Annotated in this window: 23 protein-coding genes; 7 read left to right on the forward strand and 16 right to left on the reverse strand. The window is 48.5% G+C overall.

All coding sequences use genetic code 11. From position 1 onward, the window contains the following. Nucleotides 1–61 precede the first annotated feature (61 nt). Complete coding sequence (locus ACI0FF_RS17125) at nt 62–1087, forward strand: hypothetical protein (protein WP_419797967.1); 1026 nt, start codon at nt 62–64, stop codon at nt 1085–1087. Here the strand turns inward: ACI0FF_RS17125 and ACI0FF_RS17130 are convergent. The 8 genes from ACI0FF_RS17130 to napF form a co-directional block, all read right to left on the reverse strand. Then, a complete protein-coding gene (locus tag ACI0FF_RS17130; RefSeq protein ID WP_419797968.1) occupies nt 1084–4086 on the reverse strand; it encodes an FAD-binding and (Fe-S)-binding domain-containing protein in 3003 nt (1000 codons plus the stop codon). The two genes, ACI0FF_RS17125 and ACI0FF_RS17130, sit on opposite strands and share 4 nt — an antisense overlap. A 240-nt stretch (nt 4087–4326) precedes the next feature. Then, on the reverse strand, nt 4327–4947 hold the full coding sequence (locus ACI0FF_RS17135) for a NapC/NirT family cytochrome c (RefSeq protein WP_419797969.1): 621 nt from the start codon (nt 4945–4947) through the stop codon (nt 4327–4329). 19 nt (nt 4948–4966) lie between these two features. Next, entirely contained in the window at nt 4967–5395 is a 429-nt protein-coding gene (locus ACI0FF_RS17140) for a nitrate reductase cytochrome c-type subunit (RefSeq protein ID WP_229734370.1), read from the reverse strand. Between the two features lie 20 nt (nt 5396–5415). Next, on the reverse strand, nt 5416–6336 hold the full coding sequence (napH, locus tag ACI0FF_RS17145; RefSeq protein ID WP_419797970.1) for a quinol dehydrogenase ferredoxin subunit NapH: 921 nt from the start codon (nt 6334–6336) through the stop codon (nt 5416–5418). After that, a complete protein-coding gene (gene napG, locus ACI0FF_RS17150) occupies nt 6333–7154 on the reverse strand; it encodes a ferredoxin-type protein NapG (protein ID WP_419797971.1) in 822 nt (273 codons plus the stop codon). Before napG ends, napH begins: the two co-directional genes overlap by 4 nt. Nucleotides 7155–7190: 36 nt before the next feature. After that, nucleotides 7191–9701 (reverse strand): nitrate reductase catalytic subunit NapA, encoded by a 2511-nt coding sequence (gene napA, locus ACI0FF_RS17155; RefSeq protein WP_419797972.1) that lies wholly within the window; start codon nt 9699–9701, stop codon nt 7191–7193. Next, nucleotides 9698–10042: a chaperone NapD gene (locus ACI0FF_RS17160; protein WP_417822166.1), complete on the reverse strand. Its 345-nt coding sequence runs from the start codon at nt 10040–10042 to the stop codon at nt 9698–9700. The genes napA and ACI0FF_RS17160 overlap by 4 nt, the downstream gene beginning before the upstream one ends. 1 nt (nt 10043) lies before the next feature. Next, entirely contained in the window at nt 10044–10559 is a 516-nt protein-coding gene (napF, locus tag ACI0FF_RS17165; protein ID WP_419797973.1) for a ferredoxin-type protein NapF, read from the reverse strand. Nucleotides 10560–10754: 195 nt separating this feature from the next. On the opposite strand from napF, the gene ACI0FF_RS17170 reads away from it, so the two are divergent. Genes ACI0FF_RS17170 through ACI0FF_RS17180 form a run of 3 tightly spaced genes read left to right on the forward strand, consistent with a single transcriptional unit; the run spans nt 10755 to nt 12552 of the window. Then, the gene (locus tag ACI0FF_RS17170) at nt 10755–11573 is read left to right on the forward strand and encodes a type IV pili methyl-accepting chemotaxis transducer N-terminal domain-containing protein (RefSeq protein ID WP_419797974.1); all 819 of its coding nucleotides are present in this window, start codon (nt 10755–10757) and stop codon (nt 11571–11573) included. Continuing rightward, nucleotides 11537–12190 carry a sensor histidine kinase gene (locus ACI0FF_RS17175; protein ID WP_419799719.1) on the forward strand — a complete coding sequence of 218 codons (654 nt, stop codon included), beginning with the start codon at nt 11537–11539 and terminating at the stop codon, nt 12188–12190. The genes ACI0FF_RS17170 and ACI0FF_RS17175 overlap by 37 nt, the downstream gene beginning before the upstream one ends. Before the next feature lie 50 nt (nt 12191–12240). Beyond that, a complete protein-coding gene (locus ACI0FF_RS17180; RefSeq protein ID WP_419797975.1) occupies nt 12241–12552 on the forward strand; it encodes an STAS domain-containing protein in 312 nt (103 codons plus the stop codon). Between the two features lie 38 nt (nt 12553–12590). Here ACI0FF_RS17180 and ACI0FF_RS17185 read toward each other — a convergent pair whose 3' ends face one another. The 3 genes from ACI0FF_RS17185 to ACI0FF_RS17195 all read right to left on the reverse strand — a co-directional run bounded on the left by ACI0FF_RS17185 (nt 12591) and on the right by ACI0FF_RS17195 (nt 15242). Then, entirely contained in the window at nt 12591–13256 is a 666-nt protein-coding gene (locus ACI0FF_RS17185) for a response regulator (protein ID WP_419797976.1), read from the reverse strand. A gap of 139 nt (nt 13257–13395) precedes the next feature. Continuing rightward, nucleotides 13396–14457 (reverse strand): glycosyltransferase family 4 protein, encoded by a 1062-nt coding sequence (locus tag ACI0FF_RS17190; RefSeq protein ID WP_419797977.1) that lies wholly within the window; start codon nt 14455–14457, stop codon nt 13396–13398. Further along, nucleotides 14346–15242 carry a UDP-2,3-diacylglucosamine diphosphatase gene (locus ACI0FF_RS17195; RefSeq protein ID WP_419797978.1) on the reverse strand — a complete coding sequence of 299 codons (897 nt, stop codon included), beginning with the start codon at nt 15240–15242 and terminating at the stop codon, nt 14346–14348. The genes ACI0FF_RS17190 and ACI0FF_RS17195 overlap by 112 nt, the downstream gene beginning before the upstream one ends. Nucleotides 15243–15379: 137 nt before the next feature. Between ACI0FF_RS17195 and ACI0FF_RS17200 the strand changes: the two genes are divergently transcribed. Beyond that, on the forward strand, nt 15380–16303 hold the full coding sequence (locus ACI0FF_RS17200; protein WP_419797979.1) for a diacylglycerol/lipid kinase family protein: 924 nt from the start codon (nt 15380–15382) through the stop codon (nt 16301–16303). Here the strand turns inward: ACI0FF_RS17200 and ACI0FF_RS17205 are convergent. From ACI0FF_RS17205 to ACI0FF_RS17215, 3 genes are read right to left on the reverse strand one after another with little or no spacing between them, the layout of a single operon-like run. After that, nucleotides 16269–18101, reverse strand: a complete 1833-nt coding sequence (locus ACI0FF_RS17205; protein WP_419797980.1) for an SLC13 family permease — start codon at nt 18099–18101, stop codon at nt 16269–16271. The two genes, ACI0FF_RS17200 and ACI0FF_RS17205, sit on opposite strands and share 35 nt — an antisense overlap. Next, nucleotides 18101–18703, reverse strand: a complete 603-nt coding sequence (locus ACI0FF_RS17210; protein ID WP_419797981.1) for a TIGR04282 family arsenosugar biosynthesis glycosyltransferase — start codon at nt 18701–18703, stop codon at nt 18101–18103. Before ACI0FF_RS17210 ends, ACI0FF_RS17205 begins: the two co-directional genes overlap by 1 nt. Nucleotides 18704–18712: 9 nt before the next feature. Next, nucleotides 18713–19384 carry a TIGR04283 family arsenosugar biosynthesis glycosyltransferase gene (locus tag ACI0FF_RS17215; protein WP_419797982.1) on the reverse strand — a complete coding sequence of 224 codons (672 nt, stop codon included), beginning with the start codon at nt 19382–19384 and terminating at the stop codon, nt 18713–18715. Between the two features lie 85 nt (nt 19385–19469). On the opposite strand from ACI0FF_RS17215, the gene ACI0FF_RS17220 reads away from it, so the two are divergent. Beyond that, on the forward strand, nt 19470–20081 hold the full coding sequence (locus tag ACI0FF_RS17220; RefSeq protein ID WP_419797983.1) for a ribonuclease HII: 612 nt from the start codon (nt 19470–19472) through the stop codon (nt 20079–20081). A 1-nt stretch (nt 20082) separates the two neighbouring features. Then, the gene (locus ACI0FF_RS17225) at nt 20083–20604 is read left to right on the forward strand and encodes a dihydrofolate reductase family protein (RefSeq protein ID WP_419797984.1); all 522 of its coding nucleotides are present in this window, start codon (nt 20083–20085) and stop codon (nt 20602–20604) included. Nucleotides 20605–20638: 34 nt separating this feature from the next. Here the strand turns inward: ACI0FF_RS17225 and ACI0FF_RS17230 are convergent, their stop codons facing one another. Both ACI0FF_RS17230 and ACI0FF_RS17235 read right to left on the reverse strand, forming a co-directional pair. Beyond that, nucleotides 20639–21460 (reverse strand): amino acid ABC transporter ATP-binding protein, encoded by an 822-nt coding sequence (locus tag ACI0FF_RS17230; protein ID WP_419797985.1) that lies wholly within the window; start codon nt 21458–21460, stop codon nt 20639–20641. Nucleotides 21461–21469: 9 nt separating this feature from the next. After that, the gene (locus ACI0FF_RS17235) at nt 21470–22573 is read right to left on the reverse strand and encodes an amino acid ABC transporter permease (RefSeq protein ID WP_419796478.1); all 1104 of its coding nucleotides are present in this window, start codon (nt 22571–22573) and stop codon (nt 21470–21472) included.

The following is a 22573-nucleotide window of genomic DNA, read 5'->3' on the forward strand; positions in this document are numbered from 1 at the left end:
CAGGCACTTTTTTATTAAAATGTTACAATAACTTGTTGTAGCCGTAACGCCGGATGTTCCAATGACAGAAAATACAGGCACGATCAAACAGGCTTGGGGCACAAAGCGTGCACGCCAGGGAACATGGGCACTGGCGCTCTGTACCTATGTCCTCTTACTCTGTTTAGGCAGCTACCTGCGCCTTCAGGAACAGGACCTTCGACAAAATAACATCATACAAAGCGCACGCATGCTTGCCTCAACTGTTCTTAGTACCGGTGGGGAAAGTAACGATATTTTACTCCGCGTGAGTGACTTGTTGAATGTGAACAGTGTCTTAGGCGTTAGATTGTTACAAGGTGCTGACAGTCCCTTAAGTGTCGGGGAAACCCAAAATAATTTCCCGCCACAAGGCACATCCCAAAACGTTTTGGTACAATGGGACGACCTGTTCGAAAAAGCCGACATCGCCTTACGTTTGGATAATAATCTGCCTTATGATTGGCTTGTTCTCAGACTAGATGGTGCCCGACTGAGCCCGCCATCACATTGGGGTACATTACTAAATTGGGTCGTGGCCCCCATTTTTGCCGGCCTGATTGCCTTTTTGAATTTATGGTTATGGGGCAAAATGCACCTACGTCCAATGCAGGCCATTCAAAGCTATTTACAAGAACATAGCGGAAAACTGGCGAGTACCCCGTTACCGCAGGATTTAACAAAAGGCGAAGACCAGGTCTCTTTATTGGCACGTCAGATTGAGGCCATGCGCGTTGAAGTCAGCGAAGCAAAAGCAAAATCGGATTTTCAAGCACGTTTCCTGCATGAAACCCCTTATGCGTTGCTACGTTGTTCCGTAAATCGCAAGGTTCTCTATGCCAACAGTGCTGCACGTTCTCAACAGGCCCTATTTGGTGATGACAGTAAAGAATTTGTCGCTCCTGCCCTTTCTGAATTGGTGCGCAAAGCGTTTTATGAGTCCAAAGAAGTATTCGGCGACATCCGCAACAAAGACCATATCATCACATTTCGCGCTGTTCCTGTACTAGATGCCGGATATGTCAATCTGTACGGGGAAGCCAAACGCCATATGGATGACGATATTTAACCTTCAAGCAACTGAACCAAGGCCTCAACCGGATGCTTTGGCTTGAAGTCCCCATAACGTTTGGTCTGACATCGACAGGAAAAGCCCGTGGCAAGCATTTGATCCGGTCCGGCTTTTTCTGCCTTTTCTTTCCAGCTCATATCATAAAGCTTTTTTGATATTTCTTCATTATCGGCTTCATGGCCAAACATGCCGGACATTCCGCAACAGCCTGTTTTTTCAATCCGCAAAGACTGATTGAACGTTTTAAAAATTTCGGTCCATTGCTTCGGCGTTTCCGGCAGGGAGGTCTTTTCCGTACAATGTGCAAACAGGGCAAATTCCCCTTCTTGCACATGTGCAGGTGCGTGCCAACGGCCCGCAACCATTTGTGCATACAGCCATTCATGGAACTGAAAGACCGTATATTCGGGGCGATTGGCAAGGCGTTGATTGTATTCTTGGCGGAACATCAGGGTGACGGCGGCTTCAATCCCGACCATATCAATCCCGCACGTGGCAATATGCAGATAATAGTCGTCATTTTCTGCGGCCAGTTGGTCAAATTCCGTCAGGAATCCTTTGACATGCAACGGTTTGCCATTGGGACGATAAGGCGCCACATAGACAGTATATCCAAGCGTGGTCAACAAATCATAATGCGCCAGAACAACATTCACATCATAATGCGTGGTAAACGTATCCTGTAACAAGACAACCGACTGTGATTTTTGCGCAGGCGTTAAGGCGCGCATGGCATCCAGATCAAAAGCAGGGGCACCGCGTTGTTTAAGACCGGCCTGTACCGTTTTCCGACTGACCTTTGGTAAATCGATCAAACCAAACCCGTGACGCATAAAGGCTTTTACCGGGGCTAAGGATTGCCCCAGATTGGTCAGGGTTGCAAATCTCTGGGTAAGGGGCGCAAGTTTTTCAAGTCGGGCCACCAGCCAATCCCGCTTGGGGCGCGCATAACGTTCATGGTAGGCTTGCAGGAACTGAGCCTTCATTTCCGGGATATCGACTTTGACCGGACATTGAGTCGCGCATGTCTTACACGACAGACATGTTTTCATGGCCTCATAGACATCAATATTGAAATCCTTGCCTTCTGCCAACGCATTGGGGGTATCAGACTTGTCTGCTTCTGTGCGTAATCGCAACCATTCACGCAACAACCCGGCCCGCCCTTTGGGCGATTGGACACGATCGCGCGTTGCCTTATAACTGGGACACATGGGATCAAAAGCATCCCATGTAAAACAAGCCCCGTTCCCATTACATAACGTCGCTTTGGGATAGGCTTCTTTCAGTTTTTCATCCAAGGTACGATCAATTTGACCGCGCAAGACCGCCTCATCAATCGCCGTCAGTTCCACATCTGCCATTGTATAAGGCGTTGCGATTTTACCCGGATTAAACAGATTATAGGGATCGAACGCCGCTTTGATCTTGCGCAACTCGTCATACAGTTTGGGGCCAAAGAATTTTGGCGAATATTCCCCACGAAACCCTTTGCCATGTTCGCCCCACAACAGACCGCCATATTTTTTGGTCAGATCCGCCACACCGTCGGAGATTTCACGCAATTTGGGTTCATCCATAAGATCGGTCAAATCCAGCGTTGGTCGCACATGCAAACACCCGACATCGGCATGACCGAACATGCCGTAATCAACCCCATGGCTGTCCAGCAGACCGCGAAATTCCCGAATATAAGGGGCAAGGTTTTCCGGGGGAACGGCGGTATCTTCAACAAACGGGATCGCGCGGCGTTTACCCTGTAACGCCCCCAGCAATCCAACAGATTTTTTGCGCATTTCCCACAGGGCGGAAATCTGTGCGCCATCCGACGTTGCGCGCCAACCGGTGGCTTGCCCATCCAGTTCCGATGCTTCATCCAGAATTTTTTCAAGCTTTGCGATTTGGGCATCGACTTCGTCTTGGGAATTACCGACGAATTCGACAAAGTTCATCCCCATGACCGGAGGTTCCCCCGCAACACCGCCCAGCATATCGCCCACTTGCGTCCAGATAATATCATCTTGGGCCAGCATCATAATCTTATCGTCAACAACCTCAACCGCCGCCGGGTCGGCCTTCAGGATCAACTGCACACCTTCCAGTGCCTCGTTAAAGGTTTTATAGCGAACAGTGACCAGCCCTTTGTTTTTGGGCAATGGAATGACACGGAAAGTCAATTTCTGAGTAAAGCACAACGAACCTTCCGACCCCGCCAGTAGATAGGACAGATTGAACGTCCCATTATTATCCAGCGCATGTTGCAGGTTATACCCGGTCAAACCCCGGTTCATTTTCGGGAAGGTCTGTTCGATCAGTTCTTCGTTTTCGATAATACTTTCATACGCCTGACGATGAATATGGCCGACAATATCGTGACGTGCCATCACTTCTATCATATCATCGGCACTTAAGGGACGCGATGTCCAACTTTGCCCCCCACTGAGGACAACATCCATTTCCTCGATATAATCAGACGTTTTACCGTAAATGCGCGACCCTTTGCCGGACGCATCCGTCCCGGTCATCCCCGCCAATGTCGCGCGGGACGAAGTCGAAACTGCTGGCGGAAAGAAATAGCCTTTTTCTTTCAAAAACGCGTTTAACTGATCCAGCACAACACCGGGCTGCACCGTCACCAGTTTTTTTTCTTCATCAAACGCGATGATGTTGTTCATATGTTTAGAGGTATCAACAACCACGCCTTTATTGAGCGACTGCCCGTTGGTCCCGGTTCCGCCGCCACGCGGGGCAAATGAAATGCCGCGAAAATCGGCATGAGCCCCCAGTTCGGCAATAACATTCAAATCACCTTCACAGGCAGGATAGACAACCGCCTGCGGCATCACCTGATAAACGGAATTATCGGTCGCACTCAACAATCTGGTCGGATAATCAGCATGGATTTCGCCCTTAAAGGCCGATTTTTCCAGCGCATTTAGAAAACGCAATGTTACATCATCAAGACCACGGGCAGGTGTCAGAACCGGAAGCATCATAAATACCATTTCAATCTGATGTCATGTGGCAAAGATCGCACATAACATCGTGTTACAAGCTTGTCGTCTGCCTATGGATATACGCCGATTGGGTATTTTTTTAAACAGTAAAAAAAGCATCGGCCCTCTCGATTTTTATGAAAAAAATCTATGAGAGGGCCGACTGAGATGGCGACAGTAACGCTGAGGGGGTAAGAATAACGTCAAAGGACGCCATCTGTTCGCCTTCAGCCAACGCGTTTAGTGTGCTTGGTTCATCTCTTCTTCAGCGCTAAAAGCATTCGCCGGTAGTTCGTGTGCGATCCCTTTGTGGCAATCGATACAGGTTTGACCTGCCTCTTGTGCCTCAAGGTGACGGTTTCGCGCACGGGAGTTCTGAGCCATGACATCCATAGCCATGAAGTTATGACAGTTGCGACATTCGCGACTATCGGTTTCTTTCATGGTTTGCCAGACACGCTTGGCCATGGTCAGACGATGTCCTTCAAATTTCTCGCGTGTATCCACGGTTCCGAGAATTTTATGCAGGACTTCATTTGACGCCTGGATTTTGCGTTTCATCTTATGGATCCACGGACGCGGGACGTGACAATCCGGACAGGTTGCACGAACACCAGATGCATTGGTGTCGTGAACCGTACCCGTATATTCACGATAAACGTTTTGTTCCATCTCGTGACAAGATAGACAGAACGTTTCCGTATTCGTGACCTCAAGGGCCCAGTTGAAACTCCCCCAAAAGACAACACCGAGGATCAAGCCGACAAAGAGCAGCATGCCCGCCGATGTCGTCTTGCTTGGCCTTCTCAACAAAGCCCAGATGCGGTTGAAAAAGCCGCCTTTTTCTTCAAGTTCACTCATAATAAGTTCCCTTCAGGCTTTATTCTGAGAAAGTGTTTTCCACCAGCGGCTTCGCATCCACTTGCGGTACGTGACATTGTGTGCAGAACCAGCGACCCGGTACAACATCATCCAACGGCTGACCGGTTCGGTGATCCTGATAATGGGTCTCACTGATTTTCGGTGCGCCTTCTTTGGCGGCATACTGCCAGTTATGGCAACGCATGCACTGATTGACCTTCAGATTGATTTGATATTTTTCAATCTTGTGCGGGATCAGCGGCGGTTGCTGACGGTAATTTTGCGGAACCCGCCCGTCTTCAACCACATGATTGATTGTTGCAGCAGAGTTGGTTTCTTTCAAATCCACCTGTCCGCGTAAGCTCGTTACGTTCCCCGCAATTGCATTTGCCATAAGTAGAATGGCAACGGCAAAAACGGCGACTACTGGAATTAGGACTCGTTTCACAGTCATATCTCCTTCAAGTCTCATGCCGCCCGTTGGGTGCCGTCCTCGGCACTCCCCTCATTCGGGCGGACATCATCCAATTTATTTCTAGTTCGAAGCGAAAATTCAAAAACGTCTTCAGAGCAGACATCCAGACAGCGACCACAATTTGTGCAATCACCAGACAGGATAATCGGGCCCCGATTGTCCTTTTCCCCTTTAAGCGCGGGCGAAATGACATGAGCCTCCGGACAGACGGCATAACAGTCCATACAGTCGTTACAAGCCTTGCGTTTGGAAGCGCTGACTTTCAGGACACTGACTTTCCCCAGCAATCCATAAAAAGCGCCGACCGGACATAAGCGGGAACACCAAATGCGGTCCCCCCCAACGAGTTCGATCAAAAACAAGGCCCCTGAAACAAGTCCAACAGATGCGAATGCACCAAACACGATGGCACGATGTAACATCGTCACCGGATTGACAAATTCCCACGCAATGGTTCCGGTCAGGGCCGATGTGACAAACACAGCCCCCATGGTCCACAACGCTGTTGAACGGTCCAGACGGACACCTGTTTTTTTCCATCCCAATTTCCGACGTAACCAACTGGCCGTATCAGAAATGATATTGACGGGACACACCCAGGAACAAAAGACACGACCACCCAGTAAAAAGTAGGCAGCAGCGACAATCACAGCGCCAATAATGGCGTTTGTTTCCATGACATGCCCTGTCACAAGGGACTGCAAGAAGATGAACGGATCCGTCAGCGGCAAGACATCCAAAGTCATGCTTGACGCCAAAGTTCCCTTCACCAGCCAGAAGCCCGTCAACGGACCGACAAGGAAAACGGCAATGAACAGGATTTGAGACAACCGTCTCAGGATTAACCACTTATTCGCGGCTAACCAGCCTTTTTGTTCAACGGCGGCTGCACCGGGATTTTGCATTTTGCTCATGGCTTAAACCCCTTATAGCCGCCGGTTGCCGATTTCTCCGGGAAACCGGACGGTTCAGGATTGTAACCTCGATCAGGGAGATCGATAATCCCTTGTCCCTCAATGAGAGACTCGCCCTTATTGCCTTTTTCAACCCAGCCCCAGCGATAATGGGCACCCAGTTCGCCCAATGCGATGCGTTCGGGTAAAACACGGATAGCCGTCTTTTCCAATACGCACGCATGTTCGCATTTGCCGCAACCAGTACATTTATCACTATGTACGGTCGGGATGAAAATTGCGTGTTTCCCGGTTCGTTCGTTAGCGGAACGTTCCAGTGTAATTGCCTCATCAATCAGGGGGCAGACACGGTAACACACGTCACAGCGCAACCCCTGAAAGTTGAGACAAGTCTCATGACCAACCAACACGGCAATACCCATTTTGGCATCGTCAATATTGGTCAGTGATTTGTCCAAGGCACCTGTGGGACAAGCGACAACGCACGGTATGTCGTCACACATTTCACAAGGAATTGTGCGTGCAACAAACAGCGGTGTGCCACTCACCACAGAACTGCCCATATCGGCCAAATTCAACGTGTCGTAAGGGCAATCCCTTACACACAAACCACAGCGAACACAAGCCGACAGGAAGTCCGCTTCTGCCTTCGCACCCGGTGGACGGATAGCGTCGGCAGGAAGCTTACCTTCGGCTTCTGCAACCACTGAGCCGAGGGCCAGACCAAACAGTCCGGCACCACATACCCCTTTGGCGGCATCCCCTAAGAAGTCCCTTCTCGAGACCTTATTTTTCTTATTAGGTGTTTTCTCTGCCATGGCTCTCACCCCCCTTCAAAGGAGGACTGTTAACGTTTAAGCTTTCTCGATTTTACAAGCGCATTTTTTGAAGTCTGTTTCTTTGGACAGCGGATCAGTTGCATCCAAAGTTAACTTGTTCACAAGTGCACTTTCATCAAACCACGGAATGAAGACGAGGCCTTCCGGCACGCGGTTACGGCCACGTGTTTCCACACGAACCTGAATTTCACCACGACGCGAGGAGACTTTGACTTCTTGACCACGGCGTACGCCGCGTTTCTTGGCATCTGCCGGATGCATGAACACAACAGCAGACGGGAACGCACGGTGCAATTCAGGCACACGACGCGTCATAGAACCGGAATGCCAATGTTCCAGAACACGACCAGTACAAAGCCAAAGATCAAATTCTTGATCCGGGCTTTCCGCAGCAGGTTCAAACGGAGCAAAGATGATATTGGCTTTGCCGTCTGGCTTACCATAGAAATTCACACCCTCGCCAGCCTTCACATGCGGATCGTACCCTTCACGGAAACGCCACAATGTTTCTTTGCCGTCGATCACAGGCCAGCGGATCCCACGGGCACGGTGATACATTTCAAACGGTGCCATTTCATGGCCTTTTTTGAGGATGCCAGCAGCAGAGTTAAACAAACGGTATTCTTCAAAAAGACCTTTTTGAACGTAATAACCGAAATCCTCAGACTCTTGGTTCTCATAAATATTACCGGCATGGTCTGTGACTTTTTCAACCGGGAACTGGTTGACTTGACCATTTTCGTACAAAACTTCGTACATGGTTTTACCACGATATTCCGGCATTTTTGCCAGCAGATCTTCCGGCCAAACTTCTTCAATTTTGAAACGTTTGGCGAATTCCATCACCTGCCACAAATCAGATCGGGATTCACCCGGTGCAGCAACCTGTTGGCGCCAGAACTGGGTACGACGTTCTGCGTTCCCGTAAGCCCCTTCTTTTTCCATCCACATGGCTGTCGGCAAAATCAAATCAGCTGCCAACGCCGTTACGGTCGGATAAGGATCGGACACGGCGATAAAGTTTTCAGGGTTACGATAACCCGGATAACTTTCTTCGTTCATGTTCGGTGAGGCTTGCATGTTGTTGGTACATTGTACCCAGTAAGCATTCAGCTTACCATCTTTCAACATACGGTGCTGCAACACAGCGTGATAACCCGGTTTGCCCGGAATGGTGCCTTCCGGCAGTTTCCAGATTTTTTCGGAAAACGCGCGGTGCTTTTCATTCATAACGACCAAATCAGCAGGCAAACGGTGTGCGAACGTCCCGACTTCACGGGCTGTCCCACAAGCTGACGGCTGACCTGTCAATGAGAACGGACTGTTGCCAGGTTCTGAGATTTTACCCATCAACAGGTGGACGTTATAAAGCAGGCCGTTGACCCAAACACCACGGGTGTGCTGGTTAAAGCCCATTGTCCAATAAGACGCCACTTTACGGTTCGGATCTGCATATGCTTGAGCCAGTTGAACCAATTGGTTCTTCGGCACACCAGACAATTCAGAAGCATAATCCAATGTATATTTAGCAACAGACTGGGCATATTCTTCAAAAGAAATTTTGTTGAATTTACCTTTGCCCGGATTGGCCGCTGCTTTTTCCAGCGGATGTTCAGGGCGCAGACCGTAACCAATATCTTCGGTTGTCGCATTGAAGTTTACATGCTTATTAATGAAATCTTCATTATAAGCTTTGTTTTCAATGATATAGTTCGCAATGTAGTTCAGAATTGCCAAATCGGTTTGCGGTGTAAACACCATACCGTTATCAGCCAACTCGAAACAACGATGTTCGTAAGTAGATAACACATGCACTTCACAACCCGGCTTCGTCAGACGGGTATTGGTCAAACGTGACCACAAGATCGGGTGCATTTCCGCCATATTCGCACCCCAAAGGACGAATGTGTCGGCATGTTCCAAATCATCATAACAGCCCATCGGCTCGTCAATACCGAAGTGACGCATAAACGCACCAACGGCAGACGCCATACAGTGACGGGCATTGGGGTCAAGGTTGTTTGAACGGAAACCCGCTTTCATCAATTTGGAAGCGGCATAACCTTCAAAAATCGTCCATTGACCGGAACCGAACATCCCGACAGAAGTCGGGCCTTTCTTTTTCAGGGCTTCTTTCCATTTTTCAGCCATGATGTCGAAAGCTTCGTCCCAGCTTACAGGTTCGAAGTCGCCGTTTTTGTCAAATTTGCCATTTGTCTTACGCAGCAAAGGCTGAGTCAGACGGTCTTTACCGTACATAATTTTGGACAGGAAATAGCCCTTAATACAGTTCAAACCTTTGTTCACCGGTGCATCCGGGTCACCCTGTGTCGCAACGATACGGCCTTCACGTGTTCCGATAAGAACACCACAGCCTGTACCACAAAAACGACATGCCCCTTTATCCCAACGAATTGTATTGGGCATAGCGGCTTCGGCAGTTTTGGCGGGTAGAGAAATGCCGGCCACGGCAGCAGTCGCTGCAGCAGCATTGGCCTTCATAAATTCGCGCCTGGTCAGTTTCATGAGGAAACCCCCTCCGTTTCAAGCGAGTCTTGTGATTCAAATTGGTGATAAACGAGCGAACTGTTCATAACGCCGGGAGTGCGATCCACTTTCGTGATCATTTCCGCCGCCAAACAATCCTCGGTATCTTCGATGGTGATGACCAAACGGCCATCTTCTGTTTCGGCATGAACTTCCACGCCGTCCAGTTCGTCCAATGCAGCACGTACTGCCGCCATTTGGCCTTCGGCCACATGAGCAAGCAATCCGCAAACATTAAACGGCTTTTCCGGTGAAGGCAGAGCGCCCGGCACCGTGGCAAGTTCTTGGTCTTCAGATAAAAAACGACTGTTTACCTTCAAATCAATTTGCCCCCTCTTTATAAGACGCAGGCATCAGTGTGATCGCATCGGCCGGACAAGACGCAATACAGGCACCACAGCCCGTACAAAGATCTTTATCCAAATGCAAAGACGCCACACTACCCGGCGTCGGTCTGAAAAAAATGGCACGGGGTTCGCATTGATCGTCGCAAGCCCGACATTCAATCCCCTTCATCGCTAAACATTTCCCCTCAATTGAAATGTTCAGCGACCAGGGGGTTTCCGGATCTAAAACAACCAGTGCCCCATCGCTACAAACAACAACACAGTCACGACAAAAAGTGCATTCCCCTTTCGAGAAATCCACTTCAGCAAGCTTTGTATTGTCGATTGTCAATATACCTTCAGGACAAGCACGCACACACTCGCCGCAGCCAGTGCATTTTTTTGCGAACGCATCACCTGACACAGACCAAGGCGGACGGATAACATCCTCCCGACCGGTCAAACCAGAACGTCCGAACAAAAGTGTTCGTCTCGAAACTACATCTTTCATGGGACCCCCTCCCATTACCCAAAATTCATACTTTGGATGCAAAAAGTGGTACCACAATTCAGACTCAAAGGCAAGAAAATCAGGTACTTAAGTTATGGTACATTAGAGTTATTACATTAAGTTTTATAACGCATTAAAGGTAATAACCCTTCAAAAAACCTAGGAATTATTCCAATCGTAACGTATAAGAAATCCATGAGCAGATTAACAAAACCCGACGAAGAAAACCCCGGTTTATGGATGACAAAGCGCTATCTTTTCGCGCTTGTTGCCATTGCGATTCTTGCCACATCCGCCTTTGGCACCGTTGGCTTATTGATTGCAGAACACAAAAGCACCCTCTCTGTCGTCAATATTTCAGGGCGTCAGCGCATGCTGTCACAACGCACCGCCCTTTTTGTGGCGCAATTGGCTTCGGCACGTGACAGCGAACAACAGGAAAAATTTCGGAAAAGTTTACGACAATCCACCATGCAGCTGGAACAGGCTCATCTTGCCCTGACAGGGCGCGCCAATGCCATCAACATGTCCATCGACATGACACCTGAAGCCCGACAACGCTATTTTAAAGGAGCCTATCCTCTAAACGCCCAAATGCGCGGTTACATCAAAGTCCTGCATGATATTATTGAAATGGATGGGAAAACACTGACACCCGAACACCCGTCCGTTCAATACGTATTGGAAGTCGCCCCCGGAGAATTGGTTCATGCCCTTGACTCAATGGTGAAATTTTATCAGGAAGAAGGGGAGAAAGCTTTTGATTTTCTCAAACTTCTGGAAGCCATTTTCCTGACACTCACCCTTTTGATTTTAAGTATCGAAGCCTTTTTCATTTTCCGCCCGATGGTCCGCCATGTTTCCACACAAATGAGACGGATCAGGGCCTTCTCTCTCCATTTGTTGCCCAACGCACACAGCAATTGGAAGAAGCCCGTAAATCTGCAGAACAGGCAAACGAAGCCAAATCCAAGTTTTTGGCGGCAGCCGGCCATGATCTCAAGCAACCATTAGAAGCCATCGGCATGTTTTCCGGCATGTTGGAACGCCGCATGCCGGATGAACGTAGCGCCGCCATCATGAAAGACATGCATGATGCCCAACGTTCCATGCGCAGCCTGCTCGACTCGATCCTGTCTCTGTCAAAACTGGAAGCCGGGGTCATTCAACCCAACCCTTGTACATTCGAAGTTCAACCCCTGCTTGATCAACTCACTCGCCAATATCGCGCCCTTGCCCAAAACAAAGGATTGGAGTTTCGTGTCGTTCCTTCACAAAAAGTCCTTTATACGGACCCCTTATTACTGGAACGAATTTTACGCAATTTTCTCTCCAACGCTGTTCGCTATACCAAAGAAGGACGGATTCTTCTCGGCTGTCGCACAACCAAAGACGGGCTATGCATTGAAGTGTGGGATACAGGATACGGGATACCAAGCGAGGGAATGGAAAATATTTTTACCGAATTTTCACAATTAGACGACCCTGAACGAGATCGAAGCGAAGGCATTGGACTGGGGCTCGCTATCGTCAAACGTCTGGCCTATTTATTAAAGCTTGAAATCTCATGCAGTTCGATTGTTGGCAGAGGTTCTAAATTTGCAGTTGTTTTTCCGCCCGAGCAGTTTTAGTCTACAGAATATTAGATAGCTAAAATGATAACAAAGCTAAGGAACCTGCGATGGACTTTCAACAAAAATGGATGGATGCCGCCCAAACCCGTTTGTCCTTTATCCTTGATGGCAAATTGGTTTTCGGAAAATTCGAGGAATTACAAAGCCTTGTGTTCGAATTAAAGAAAACCCCGCCCAAGCATATTACGTTTGACTTAACCAACGTTGATATGATCGACAGTTCCGGGCTTGGTCTGTTAATTATTGCCAATGAACTAACCGGCGAACAACATAACGTCACCTTGATAAACCCAAACCCACAAGTGCGTCACTTGTTTGACATTTGCGAAATTGACAAGCTTATGGTTATCGAAGGCTAATAAAAAAGATAGATCTGTGTTGTCGGTAAAACGAAGGCTTATTTGCCGACAACACTTTGGAATTTCAAAACCGCTTGGGTACGGTTTTCTACATCAAGTGCACGCAAAATTGCCGTGACATGGCTTTTAACGGTACTTAAGTTCAAATCTAACCGTTCGCCGATTTCCTGATTGGAAAGACCTTCTGCCAACAGGGCAAGAACTTCACGTTGACGTCGGGTCAGGTCGGGGAAAATTTCCTTTGTCAGCAAACGCCCCTTTAGGCCCTGATCCTCAGCCTCATTACTGTGACGCTCTGTTGTCAATCCCCCTAAAACCGGTGGCACGTACGACCCACCAGATAAGACAAGTTTCAAGATTGTGGCAATCAACCCATCATCTGTTGTTTTAGGGATATAGGCGCGCACACCCGCAGCCAGCACGGCGCGCATTTCATCTGGGTCTTCCGAAACGGTAAAGACACAAACCGGTGTCGGGGCAACCCGTTCAACCACCCGACCAATCGCCTGTCCGCTTCCGTCCATACCCGGCATGCGCAAGTCCAACATCACCAGATCAAACCCATCCGGGTTACTATCCAAAGCAGCAAAAATATCACTATTGTTGCGGGCTTCCACAACAACCAGATCGGGCGTAAGTTCGGATAGAACATATTTCAACGCCGTACGAACGATGGAATGATCGTCAGCCAATAGCACTTTCACGACAGGTACCTTTTTTTGCGTAGAGTGGTTTCCTATCGCTACATTTAGCACTACTCATATAGTATAGGAAAGCATTTCTCATACCAAAGGGACATGTTTTTTTAATTTATTGAAACTCAAAACTAATCCAAAGTAGGAATTAAAATGGATTTGAGGTAACTATTTCCGGTGTACTTTTCGTCCAACAGCTAAAGTCTTCAGGATCAAACAGTACCAGATTTTGTAAAAACATCGTCGTGCAGGTTTCCCACGAAAAATCCAGCGCATATTCACGACAGCCGTCACGGTCAATTTCCAAAGCGGCAAGACAGGCTTTTTGCAAATCATAATCCAGACAACCGACTGGCGCACGACCAATCACATCACGCGGGCCTGTTACCGGATAAGCCGCCACCGGTACACCACAGGCTAAAGCTTCCAATATCACAAGGCCGAACGTATCGGTTAGACTGGGAAAAACAAAGACATCGGCAGAAGCATAATGCCGCGCCAGCTCTTCACCTTCTTTCATACCTGTAAAATGCACATCATGATAGCGGGCTTTCAATTGATCCAACTGCGGACCGCCACCTACCACGACCTTGCTGCCAGGTAAGTCAAGATCAAGAAAAGCCTCGATATTTTTTTCAATCGCCACCCGCCCGACATACATAAAAATCGGCCCTTCCAGATGGTCAAACATTTTTTCCGCACGCGGCATAAACACATCGGTATTGATCCCGCGCGTCCAGGTCACGACATTTTCAAACCCCTGTTCACGTAATTCATCACGCAAAGATTTCGTCGCCGTCATTATCGCCTGACTGGGGCGATGAAACCATTTCATGATCTGATTGGTATAACGCGCCGGAATGTTTGTTCGCGCCTCGACATATTCGGGAAAGCGGGTGTGAAATGCGGTTGTGAAAGGGATTTTATAGCGAACGCAGAATTTACGGGCGGCTATGCCCAAGGGACCTTCCGTCGAAATATGAATCGCAGTGGGTCGAAATTCCCGGATCAAACGGGACATTTTTCGGGCAGGAAAAAGCGAAAGGCGAATTTCCGGATAAGACGGGCAAGGAATTGTGCGAAATTCCTGTGGGGAAATCAACCGGATGTCGATGCCTTGGATTTGAAGATGTTTAATAAGGGACTGATGCGTTCTAACAACGCCATTGATTTGCGGGAGCCACGCATCTGTGACGATGAGGAGACGCATAATTTTTCCTCTATTTCTTTTTTAATATAGGACGGTGGACCCATCCAATAAATAATTTCCAAACGCCCGTCAGCATGTTCAACCAAGGCGGAACAACTCTCTACCCAATCACCGTCGTTGCAATATAAAACACCATCAATATCGCGAATTTCCGGGTGATGGATATGTCCGCACACAATGCCGTCAATATCTCGCTTGCGAGCAACTTCTGCCAAGGCCGTTTCAAAATCAGCAATAAATTGTACGGCATTTTTGACCTTGAATTTCAAATAGGCAGATAACGACCAGTAGCCATAACCAAATCTCGCCCGGACCCAGTTGAAATAATCATTTATCTTTAAGGCAAAGCCGTAAGCACCATCGCCTAAGACAGCCAACCATTTGGCATATTTCACCACAACATCAAATTCATCCCCATGAATGACCAGTAATTTTTTACCATCTGCTGTTTCATGAACCATTTCATCATGGACCTGAATATCACCGAAATCATGTTCAACATAAGGACGGATAAACGCATCATGGTTGCCGGGGATAAAAACAACATTCGTGCCTTTACGCGCTTTCCGCAGGATTTTTTGCACCACATCATTATGACTTTGTGGCCAATACCAAGACCGGCGTAAGCGCCAGCCATCCACGATATCACCAACCAGATACAAGTTTTCCGACTCTGTTTGTTTGAGGAAATCCAGCAAATAGTCCGCTTTGCATCCTGCCGTCCCCAAATGAATATCGGAGATGAAAATCGATCTGTATTTTTTCGGATTTACACCAGCATCCATCTGTCCCGCCACATTTTCCATTTCGGCAACAAAACCGCATTAAAAGCGAAATACTTTCTTGTCACCTTTTGTACCTGCGAAGGCTTGCAGCTTTGTGACCACATTTTGAATCTTTTATTGCAGGGGTAGACTCCACTATGGCCATTCACGACCAACGCATTAAAGTTATCCATAATCCGGTTGCTGGTGGTAGAAACCGCAAAAGGTTGCGAATTGCCTTACAAGCCCTGCGAAAACACGCCTCTAAAGTCAAAGTCAGCCCGACCAAATATGCTGGACATGGCATTAAACGCGCCGATAAAGCCATCAATCGAAAACCGGATAAAATCCCTTATGACATTATTTGTGCCGCAGGCGGGGACGGCACCATCGCCGAAGTCGCCAATGGGATGCGGGGAAGTGATTGCCCCTTGCTTGTCCTGCCATTGGGCACGGCCAATGTCTTTGCCCGGGAACTGGGCCTTGGTACATCCATGCGCAAAATTGCCGCGATGGTGGAAACATTGCACCCCAAACAGGTCTATCCCGGATTAATGGGGGATAAGCGCTTTATTATGATGGTCGGGGTCGGGATCGACTCATTGTCCGTTGCCTCACTGGAAACCAGTTTAAAAAGACGGATCGGCGGGGCGGCTTATGTCGTCGCCGCCCTCAAGGCCATCAAACGCATGAAAGAATTGGACCTGAACGTCAGCGTTGATGGGGCAAGTTATGAAACAGCCAACGTTATCGTGACAAACGGGCGTCTTTACGGCGGTCCCTTCACCCTATCCCCGAATGCCGCATTGGAAGAACCTGTTTTTCATGTGGTCATGCTCCATAAAAAGGGGCTTTGGGCCGCTTTGCGTTATGGATTGGCCTTGGCAATGGGACGCCTGCCCTACTTAAAAGACGTCACCATCACCAAAGGCACGCATGTGCGTATTGAAAGCAAAAATGCCCTGCCGGTTCAGGCTGATGGGGATTATGTCGGCATGCTTCCTGTTGATATTCGTGTTGATCGTCTTCCCTTGACCGTACTGGCCCCTAGAACCCATACATCTGAGGCAACAGAAAGCTGAAAATCACCCATAACAATAAAGTCAAAGGCAAACCAACACGCACAAAATCTGTAAACTCATAGCCCCCGGCGCTCATCACCAACAAATTGGTTTTGTAAGCCATTGGTGTGACAAAACTCAAATTTGCACCAAACAAAACGGCTAAAATAAAAGGTTCCGCAGGTAAACCAAGTTGTTGGGCAATATTAATTGCAATCGGCGTTCCAATAACTGCCGCCGCGTTGTTAGAAACAATATTGGTCAATATTGCCATCACCAACATCAGACCTGCCAAAATAAACGGCGGTGAACTGCCTGCACTAAGCGCCAAAAAGACTTTAGCCATGAAATCCGCACCACCAGTTTGCAACAACGCACTGCCCAAGGCCAAACTGGCAACAACAATCAAAATCACCCGCGTGTTCAACGCGTGTGCCGCATCCTGCCATGTCATGCAACGGCTTATCAACATCAATAAAATGCCGCAAACGGCACTAATTGCAATCGGCATCAGGCCAAAGGCGGCGGCAGCCACAACCCCCAGCATAATCACTGTTGCAATCGGTGCACGGCTTGTACGCGGCAAATCACTGGTGGCATCCAATACCAAAACATGCCCGCTTTTTTTCAGTTCTGCCAATTTTTCCTGCGTGCCCTGAACCAGTAAAACATCCCCGGTGCGCAAGATCATATTGCCAATATCATCTTGCAAAACCTGTGTTTTATGTCCCGGTCTATGCAGGGCCAAAATCACCAACTGATAGCGATCAGCAAAACGAATATCGGATAAAACCGCACCCTGTAACGAGGATCCTTGCGTGACAACAACTTCCGCAATTTGCTGACCTTCCGCGCGTAACGGATTATCCTCATCAATAGGGGAATCATCATCACGATAAAGGCTCATCCCCAACACTTCTTCAAAATCTTTCAGATTGTCCGGTGTATCACGTACCGCCAAACGATCACCTGCGCGCAATAGGGCATCCGGTAAGGGGCGGACAACTTTGTCCTCATCACGCAAAATCTCCAAGACCTGCAACTTGTTACCTGACTTTTCCCGCACGTCGGAAAATGTTTTTCCTGCGGCAAAACCATCTTCTTCCACATGTAAGTGCGCTTCAAAAATGCGCGGGGAGAAATCACCCAGGGGCGTTTCGCGTTTCGGTAAAATACGCGGGGCAACCAACCACAAAAACAAAATCGCAACTCCGCCCGCAATAACAGCCGGAACAACAAAATCGAACATCCCAAAATGAATATTACCCACATCATTGGCGACTGATACCACCAACAAGTTGGTTGATGTGCCGATTGTCGTACTCATCCCGCCGATTAACGTCGCAAATCCCATCGGCATCAACATACCCGACGGCGATTTGCCTGTACGGTGCCCAATACTGATTAAGATCGGTAATAACAAAACCACAATCGGCACATTATTCACAAAAGCACTACACACCGCACTAATCAGTAAAGTCAGCAGAAGCGATAGCGACGGACTGACATTCCATACCTTTGCTAAAAAACGCCCCAATGGTTCCAACGCACCAGTGCGTACAAGACCCTGTCCAACAATCATCAGCGCACATACAGCAATCAACGCCTCATGCCCAAACCCTTTGAAGAAGTCAATCGCGTGTAAACGTTCGCCTTCCACATAATAGGGATAGACTTCAAACCCGACGAGAAGGATTGTCAAAACAGCCAAGCTTGATGTTTCAAGCGCAACCCTCTCGCGAGTAAATAAAATGAGCGCGCAGACCATCAATATGAGAACAAACATCCCATGCATATCCGGTAAACTGACCGATGCCATTAAAAAGCTCCTCGTTTTTTGTCTTGCCATTTTTCAAGGTCGTTCAACGTATCAATATCATTTAAAACATCAACAAAGCCGACCTTGGCTGTTTTCAGGTTTCCCAAACAATCCTGCAATGTTTCCGGATGTGACCAACGCACTTTCTTGTGATAGGGATTGACCTTTGCCCCATGGCGTTTCAAACCAACCAGCCAAAACCCGCCATCTACGCATGGACCGAACACAACATCTTTATGTCCCAACAGACAAAAAGCTTTTCGAATATGGGCGGCGCGCATATCTGGAATATCAGTTCCCACAACAATAAATGGCCCCGGTGGTAATGTTTGGGTCGGTCGCCACATACGGGCACCCAAATCACCACTCCCCTGTTTCATCCATTTTACACGTTGAAAAGGGAAACACCGTCTGGGCTCATCATCGGGGCTGATCGCCAACCAGGTTGTCCAGCTTTTGTCCGCCGACAACCTTTTTGTAATGCACGATAACATACGGCGATAAAAAACCCATGCGGGCACTCTGCCGATATCGCGCCCCAACCGGGTTTTCACCCGCCCAATACGAGGGTTCTTGGCAAAGATGATTAAATGTTTCTGCACGAGGCGCGCTTACTCATATAATTTCACAATTGTATGAGGCGATAATCCCAAGAAATATAGACTTAAACAAGCGGCATTTTTTAACATACGTCGCCCATAGCCATTTTCTTGATATTTCACAGCCGATGTGACAGCCAAACTCGACAAGGGATATAAATGCTTTTTCCCAATCCGACGAACAAGATCAACATCTTCCATCAGTGGCATATCACGAAATCCACCAATTCGATCATAATGATCACGAGAAATCAGCAGACCTTGATCCCCATAAGGCAGACCCAACACACGGCTACGCCATGCAACAACCTTTTCCAGACGCCGGGCCGATGTCGTTTGATCATCCAAAGCAAATGAAAAATACCCAGCCCGATGGCTACCGCTCGATTGTGCAATAAATGCACAGACATCTCTTCCCCACGCCGCTTGAAGGGCCGTATCGCTATGTAAAAATAACAGCCAATCCCCGGATGCCTGCGCCGCCCCAAAACGAAGCTGCGTTCCACGGCCCTTGGGGCACGACACCACCTGATCAGCATAACGTCTGGCAATCTCGACCGTTTCGTCACACGACCCACCATCCACCACAATAATTTCACGGGCATAAGGTGGCGGCACCAGTGTTTGGAGTGTTTTTTCCAGACCAGCTGCACTGTTATAGGTTGGGATGACAATACTAAGCATGCTACATCATAAGGCAGTTTGACATGAATGTAGTTTACAAAATTACATTTTATTGACTGTGCGCTTAAACACACCTGAGAAAAAAATGCCTGATTTCAACCTCGAAAACCAACATGCCGGCCTTGTCTGCGGCGTAGATGAAGCCGGGCGCGGCCCTTGGGCCGGTCCTGTTACCGCCGCCTGTGTTCTTTTCAATCAAGAGACGTTATCCCCCGATCTCGCACAGGCCTTAAACGATTCAAAAAAGCTCTCCCCAAAAAAACGCGAAAGCCTAATCGATCGGATTAAGGCAGAAAGCATCTGGGCTGTTGGCGAAGCAAGTGTCGAAGAAATTGATACCCTCAATATCCTTCAAGCCACATACCTTGCCATGACTAGGGCAGTTGACAACTTGCCCCAAAAACCTGATTTCATCCTCATTGACGGGAATAAAATTCCACCGGCCCTTGATATTCCCGCCCAAGCCATTGTGAAAGGGGATGGCCTATCCTGTTCAATCGCAGCCGCCTCCATCATCGCCAAAGTAACACGGGACCGTCAAATGGCGGAACTCGCAAAAGAGTACCCCTATTATGGTTGGGAAAAAAACGCAGGTTACGGTGTCAAATTGCATCAGGAAGGCCTTGCCCATCACGGGGTCAGCCCCCATCACCGCAAAAGTTTCAAACCTATAAAAGCAATTTTAGGAATAGATTAAAGTGACAATACGCGGCTATATCGCCACCAGTGCCGACGGTTTTATTGCAGACCAAAACGGGCAAGTAGACTGGCTCACACCTTTTCAAGATGTGGATTTTGGCTACAACGCATTCATCAGCCAAATCAAGACCGTGGTGATGGGACGAAAAACGTACGAGCACTCATTGGAACTAGCTCACGGCTGGCCTTATCCGGAGCAACAAGGCATTGTCCTGACCTCCACCCCCATCCATAACCCGCCTGCACAAGTCAGCGCCTGGCATAACAACATTGAAAAACTGGTCGAACATCTGCGTACACAGATTTCCGGGGATTGCTGGATTGTGGGGGGCGCACAACTTCAAACCCGCCTCATTGAATTAGGTGCCCTGGATCGTCTGGAACTTTTTATTATTCCTGTTTTTTTAGGAAGTGGCATACCGCTTTATCGATCCACTGAAGGGCAGCAAACTTTTGAGTTACAAGAGACACAAACGTTTGATCGCGGAATTGTCAAACTGGACTACCGTTTGAAAAAATAAGCCCCCGTCATGGAGACGGAGGCTCATTCTTTGATCAATGCCCAATAATCTGGCTTAAGAACTCTTGTGTACGTTCTTCTTGTGGATTGTTGAAGAACTCGTGAGGTTCGTTTTCTTCGACGATCTGTCCGTCTGCCATGAAGATTACGCGATCAGCAACTGTTTTGGCAAAGCCCATTTCGTGTGTCACACACAGCATGGTCATGCCTTCTTCGGCCAGTTGCACCATCGTATCCAGCACTTCCTTGATCATTTCAGGATCAAGCGCCGAGGTCGGTTCGTCAAACAGCATGATTTTCGGCTGCATGCACAAAGATCGGGCAATCGCCACACGTTGTTGTTGACCACCGGAAAGCTGACCCGGATATTTAAGGGCTTGTTCCGGGATCTTGACCCGCTCCAGATAATGCATGGCACGCGCTTCGGCTTCGGCGCGCGGTTCCTTGCGCACCCACATCGGCGCCAGTACACAGTTTTCCAGAATGGTCAAATGCGGAAAAAGATTAAAATGTTGGAAGCACATCCCCACCTCGCGGCGGATCTTGTCGATATTTTTAAGATCATTGGTCAGTTCCACACCATCGACGATGATCTGGCCCTGCTGGTGTTCTTCCAAACGGTTGATACAGCGGATCATTGTGGACTTACCGGAACCGGAAGGCCCACAAATTACGATCCGTTCGCCCTTATGGACGTTCAGGTTAATATCGCGCAAAACATGAAAATCGCCATACCATTTGTTCATATTGATCAATTGGATTACGTCTTCCTGTGCGACTTCGTGCTCCAGATTATGACCGGCACGCAATTGCGCCTCTGTCACTGTATCTGTAATTGCATCGGGATCTCTTGTCATTTTATCCTCTTAGCGTTTGTGTCCGGTGTGTAGTTTGCGCTCCAAAGCTTGGCTGTAACGAGACATCCCGAAACAGAAAACCCAGAAACAGAACGCTGCAAAAATGTACCCTTCGGTCGATACGCCACGCCACGCGGGGTCGGTAATCATGGCTTGAACCGTCGCCAGAATATCCAGCAAACCGATAATCAAAACCAGGGTCGTATCTTTAAACAGGGCGATGAATGTATTGACGATACCGGGGATGACCAGCTTCAACGCTTGGGGCAAAATAATCAGCCCCATCGAACGCCAATAGCCCAACCCCAGCGAGGCGGCGGCCTCGAACTGGCCTTTCGGAATGGCTTGCAAGCCACCGCGTATCACTTCTGCCATATAGGCAGACTGGAACAGAGTAATCCCGATCAAGGCGCGCATCAGTTTTTCAAAGTCCCAGCCTTCCGGCAAGAACAAAGGCAACATCACAGACGCCATAAACAGAACCGAGATCAACGGCACACCGCGCCACAGTTCAATAAAGACCACACAGACCATCTTGACCATCGGCATTTCCGAACGCCGCCCCAAGGCCAGAACGATCCCGAATGGCAAGGCCGCCACAATCCCGACATAGGACAGAACTAATGTCAGCATCAAGCCGCCCCATTTGTGGGTTTCCACAGGGTTGAGGCCAAAAGCACCGCCCAGCAACAAGATACCGACGATAATCGGAAGAACTGTCAAACCGGCAAGACCGAGCCATTTTTTAATCTGCCCGGAAACTTGAGCGAAAAATTGCGGCATAACCACAATCGCCAACAATAGAAAAGCCAAATCCACACGCCATCTTTCCGCATCAGGGTAGAAGCCGTAGGTGAAGAAGCCAAGACGTGTTTTGATAAAGACCCAGCACGCGCCTTCACCTGTACAGGCTTTGGGGTCATTTCCCGCAAAGTTCGCACTGATAAAGACCCAGTCAATAATCGGCGGCACAATCTGGATCAACAGATAAAGAGCCACCAGGCTCAGCACCGCATGAAACGGTGACGATAAAAGATTTTGACGCACCCATGCAATTGGACCTGTTGTGGAAACAGGGGGTGGGAGCGCTTCTTTTTCAACGAATTTACCCAT

The organism is Terasakiella sp. 4MB5A (genome assembly GCF_050058155.1).
Lineage (GTDB): Bacteria > Pseudomonadota > Alphaproteobacteria > Rhodospirillales > Terasakiellaceae > Terasakiella > Terasakiella halodenitrificans.

Excerpts from the sequence above, each read along its gene's own strand:
- napH (WP_419797970.1), bottom strand. The coding sequence starts at position 6,336 with ATGAGCAAAATGCAAAATCCCGGTGCAGCCGCCGTTGAACAAAAAGGC.
- ACI0FF_RS17125 (WP_419797967.1), top strand. The coding sequence starts at position 62 with ATGACAGAAAATACAGGCACGATCAAACAGGCTTGGGGCACAAAGCGT.
- napA (WP_419797972.1), bottom strand. The coding sequence starts at position 9,701 with ATGAAACTGACCAGGCGCGAATTTATGAAGGCCAATGCTGCTGCAGCG.
- ACI0FF_RS17230 (WP_419797985.1), bottom strand. The coding sequence starts at position 21,460 with ATGACAAGAGATCCCGATGCAATTACAGATACAGTGACAGAGGCGCAA.
- ACI0FF_RS17205 (WP_419797980.1), bottom strand. The coding sequence starts at position 18,101 with ATGGCATCGGTCAGTTTACCGGATATGCATGGGATGTTTGTTCTCATA.
- ACI0FF_RS17235 (WP_419796478.1), bottom strand. The coding sequence starts at position 22,573 with ATGGGTAAATTCGTTGAAAAAGAAGCGCTCCCACCCCCTGTTTCCACA.
- ACI0FF_RS17220 (WP_419797983.1), top strand. The coding sequence starts at position 19,470 with ATGCCTGATTTCAACCTCGAAAACCAACATGCCGGCCTTGTCTGCGGC.
- ACI0FF_RS17195 (WP_419797978.1), bottom strand. The coding sequence starts at position 15,242 with ATGGATGCTGGTGTAAATCCGAAAAAATACAGATCGATTTTCATCTCC.
- ACI0FF_RS17180 (WP_419797975.1), top strand. The coding sequence starts at position 12,241 with ATGGACTTTCAACAAAAATGGATGGATGCCGCCCAAACCCGTTTGTCC.
- ACI0FF_RS17215 (WP_419797982.1), bottom strand. The coding sequence starts at position 19,384 with ATGCTTAGTATTGTCATCCCAACCTATAACAGTGCAGCTGGTCTGGAA.
- ACI0FF_RS17200 (WP_419797979.1), top strand. The coding sequence starts at position 15,380 with ATGGCCATTCACGACCAACGCATTAAAGTTATCCATAATCCGGTTGCT.
- ACI0FF_RS17170 (WP_419797974.1), top strand. The coding sequence starts at position 10,755 with ATGAGCAGATTAACAAAACCCGACGAAGAAAACCCCGGTTTATGGATG.
- ACI0FF_RS17130 (WP_419797968.1), bottom strand. The coding sequence starts at position 4,086 with ATGATGCTTCCGGTTCTGACACCTGCCCGTGGTCTTGATGATGTAACA.
- napF (WP_419797973.1), bottom strand. The coding sequence starts at position 10,559 with ATGAAAGATGTAGTTTCGAGACGAACACTTTTGTTCGGACGTTCTGGT.
- napG (WP_419797971.1), bottom strand. The coding sequence starts at position 7,154 with ATGGCAGAGAAAACACCTAATAAGAAAAATAAGGTCTCGAGAAGGGAC.
- ACI0FF_RS17190 (WP_419797977.1), bottom strand. The coding sequence starts at position 14,457 with ATGCGTCTCCTCATCGTCACAGATGCGTGGCTCCCGCAAATCAATGGC.
- ACI0FF_RS17135 (WP_419797969.1), bottom strand. The coding sequence starts at position 4,947 with ATGAGTGAACTTGAAGAAAAAGGCGGCTTTTTCAACCGCATCTGGGCT.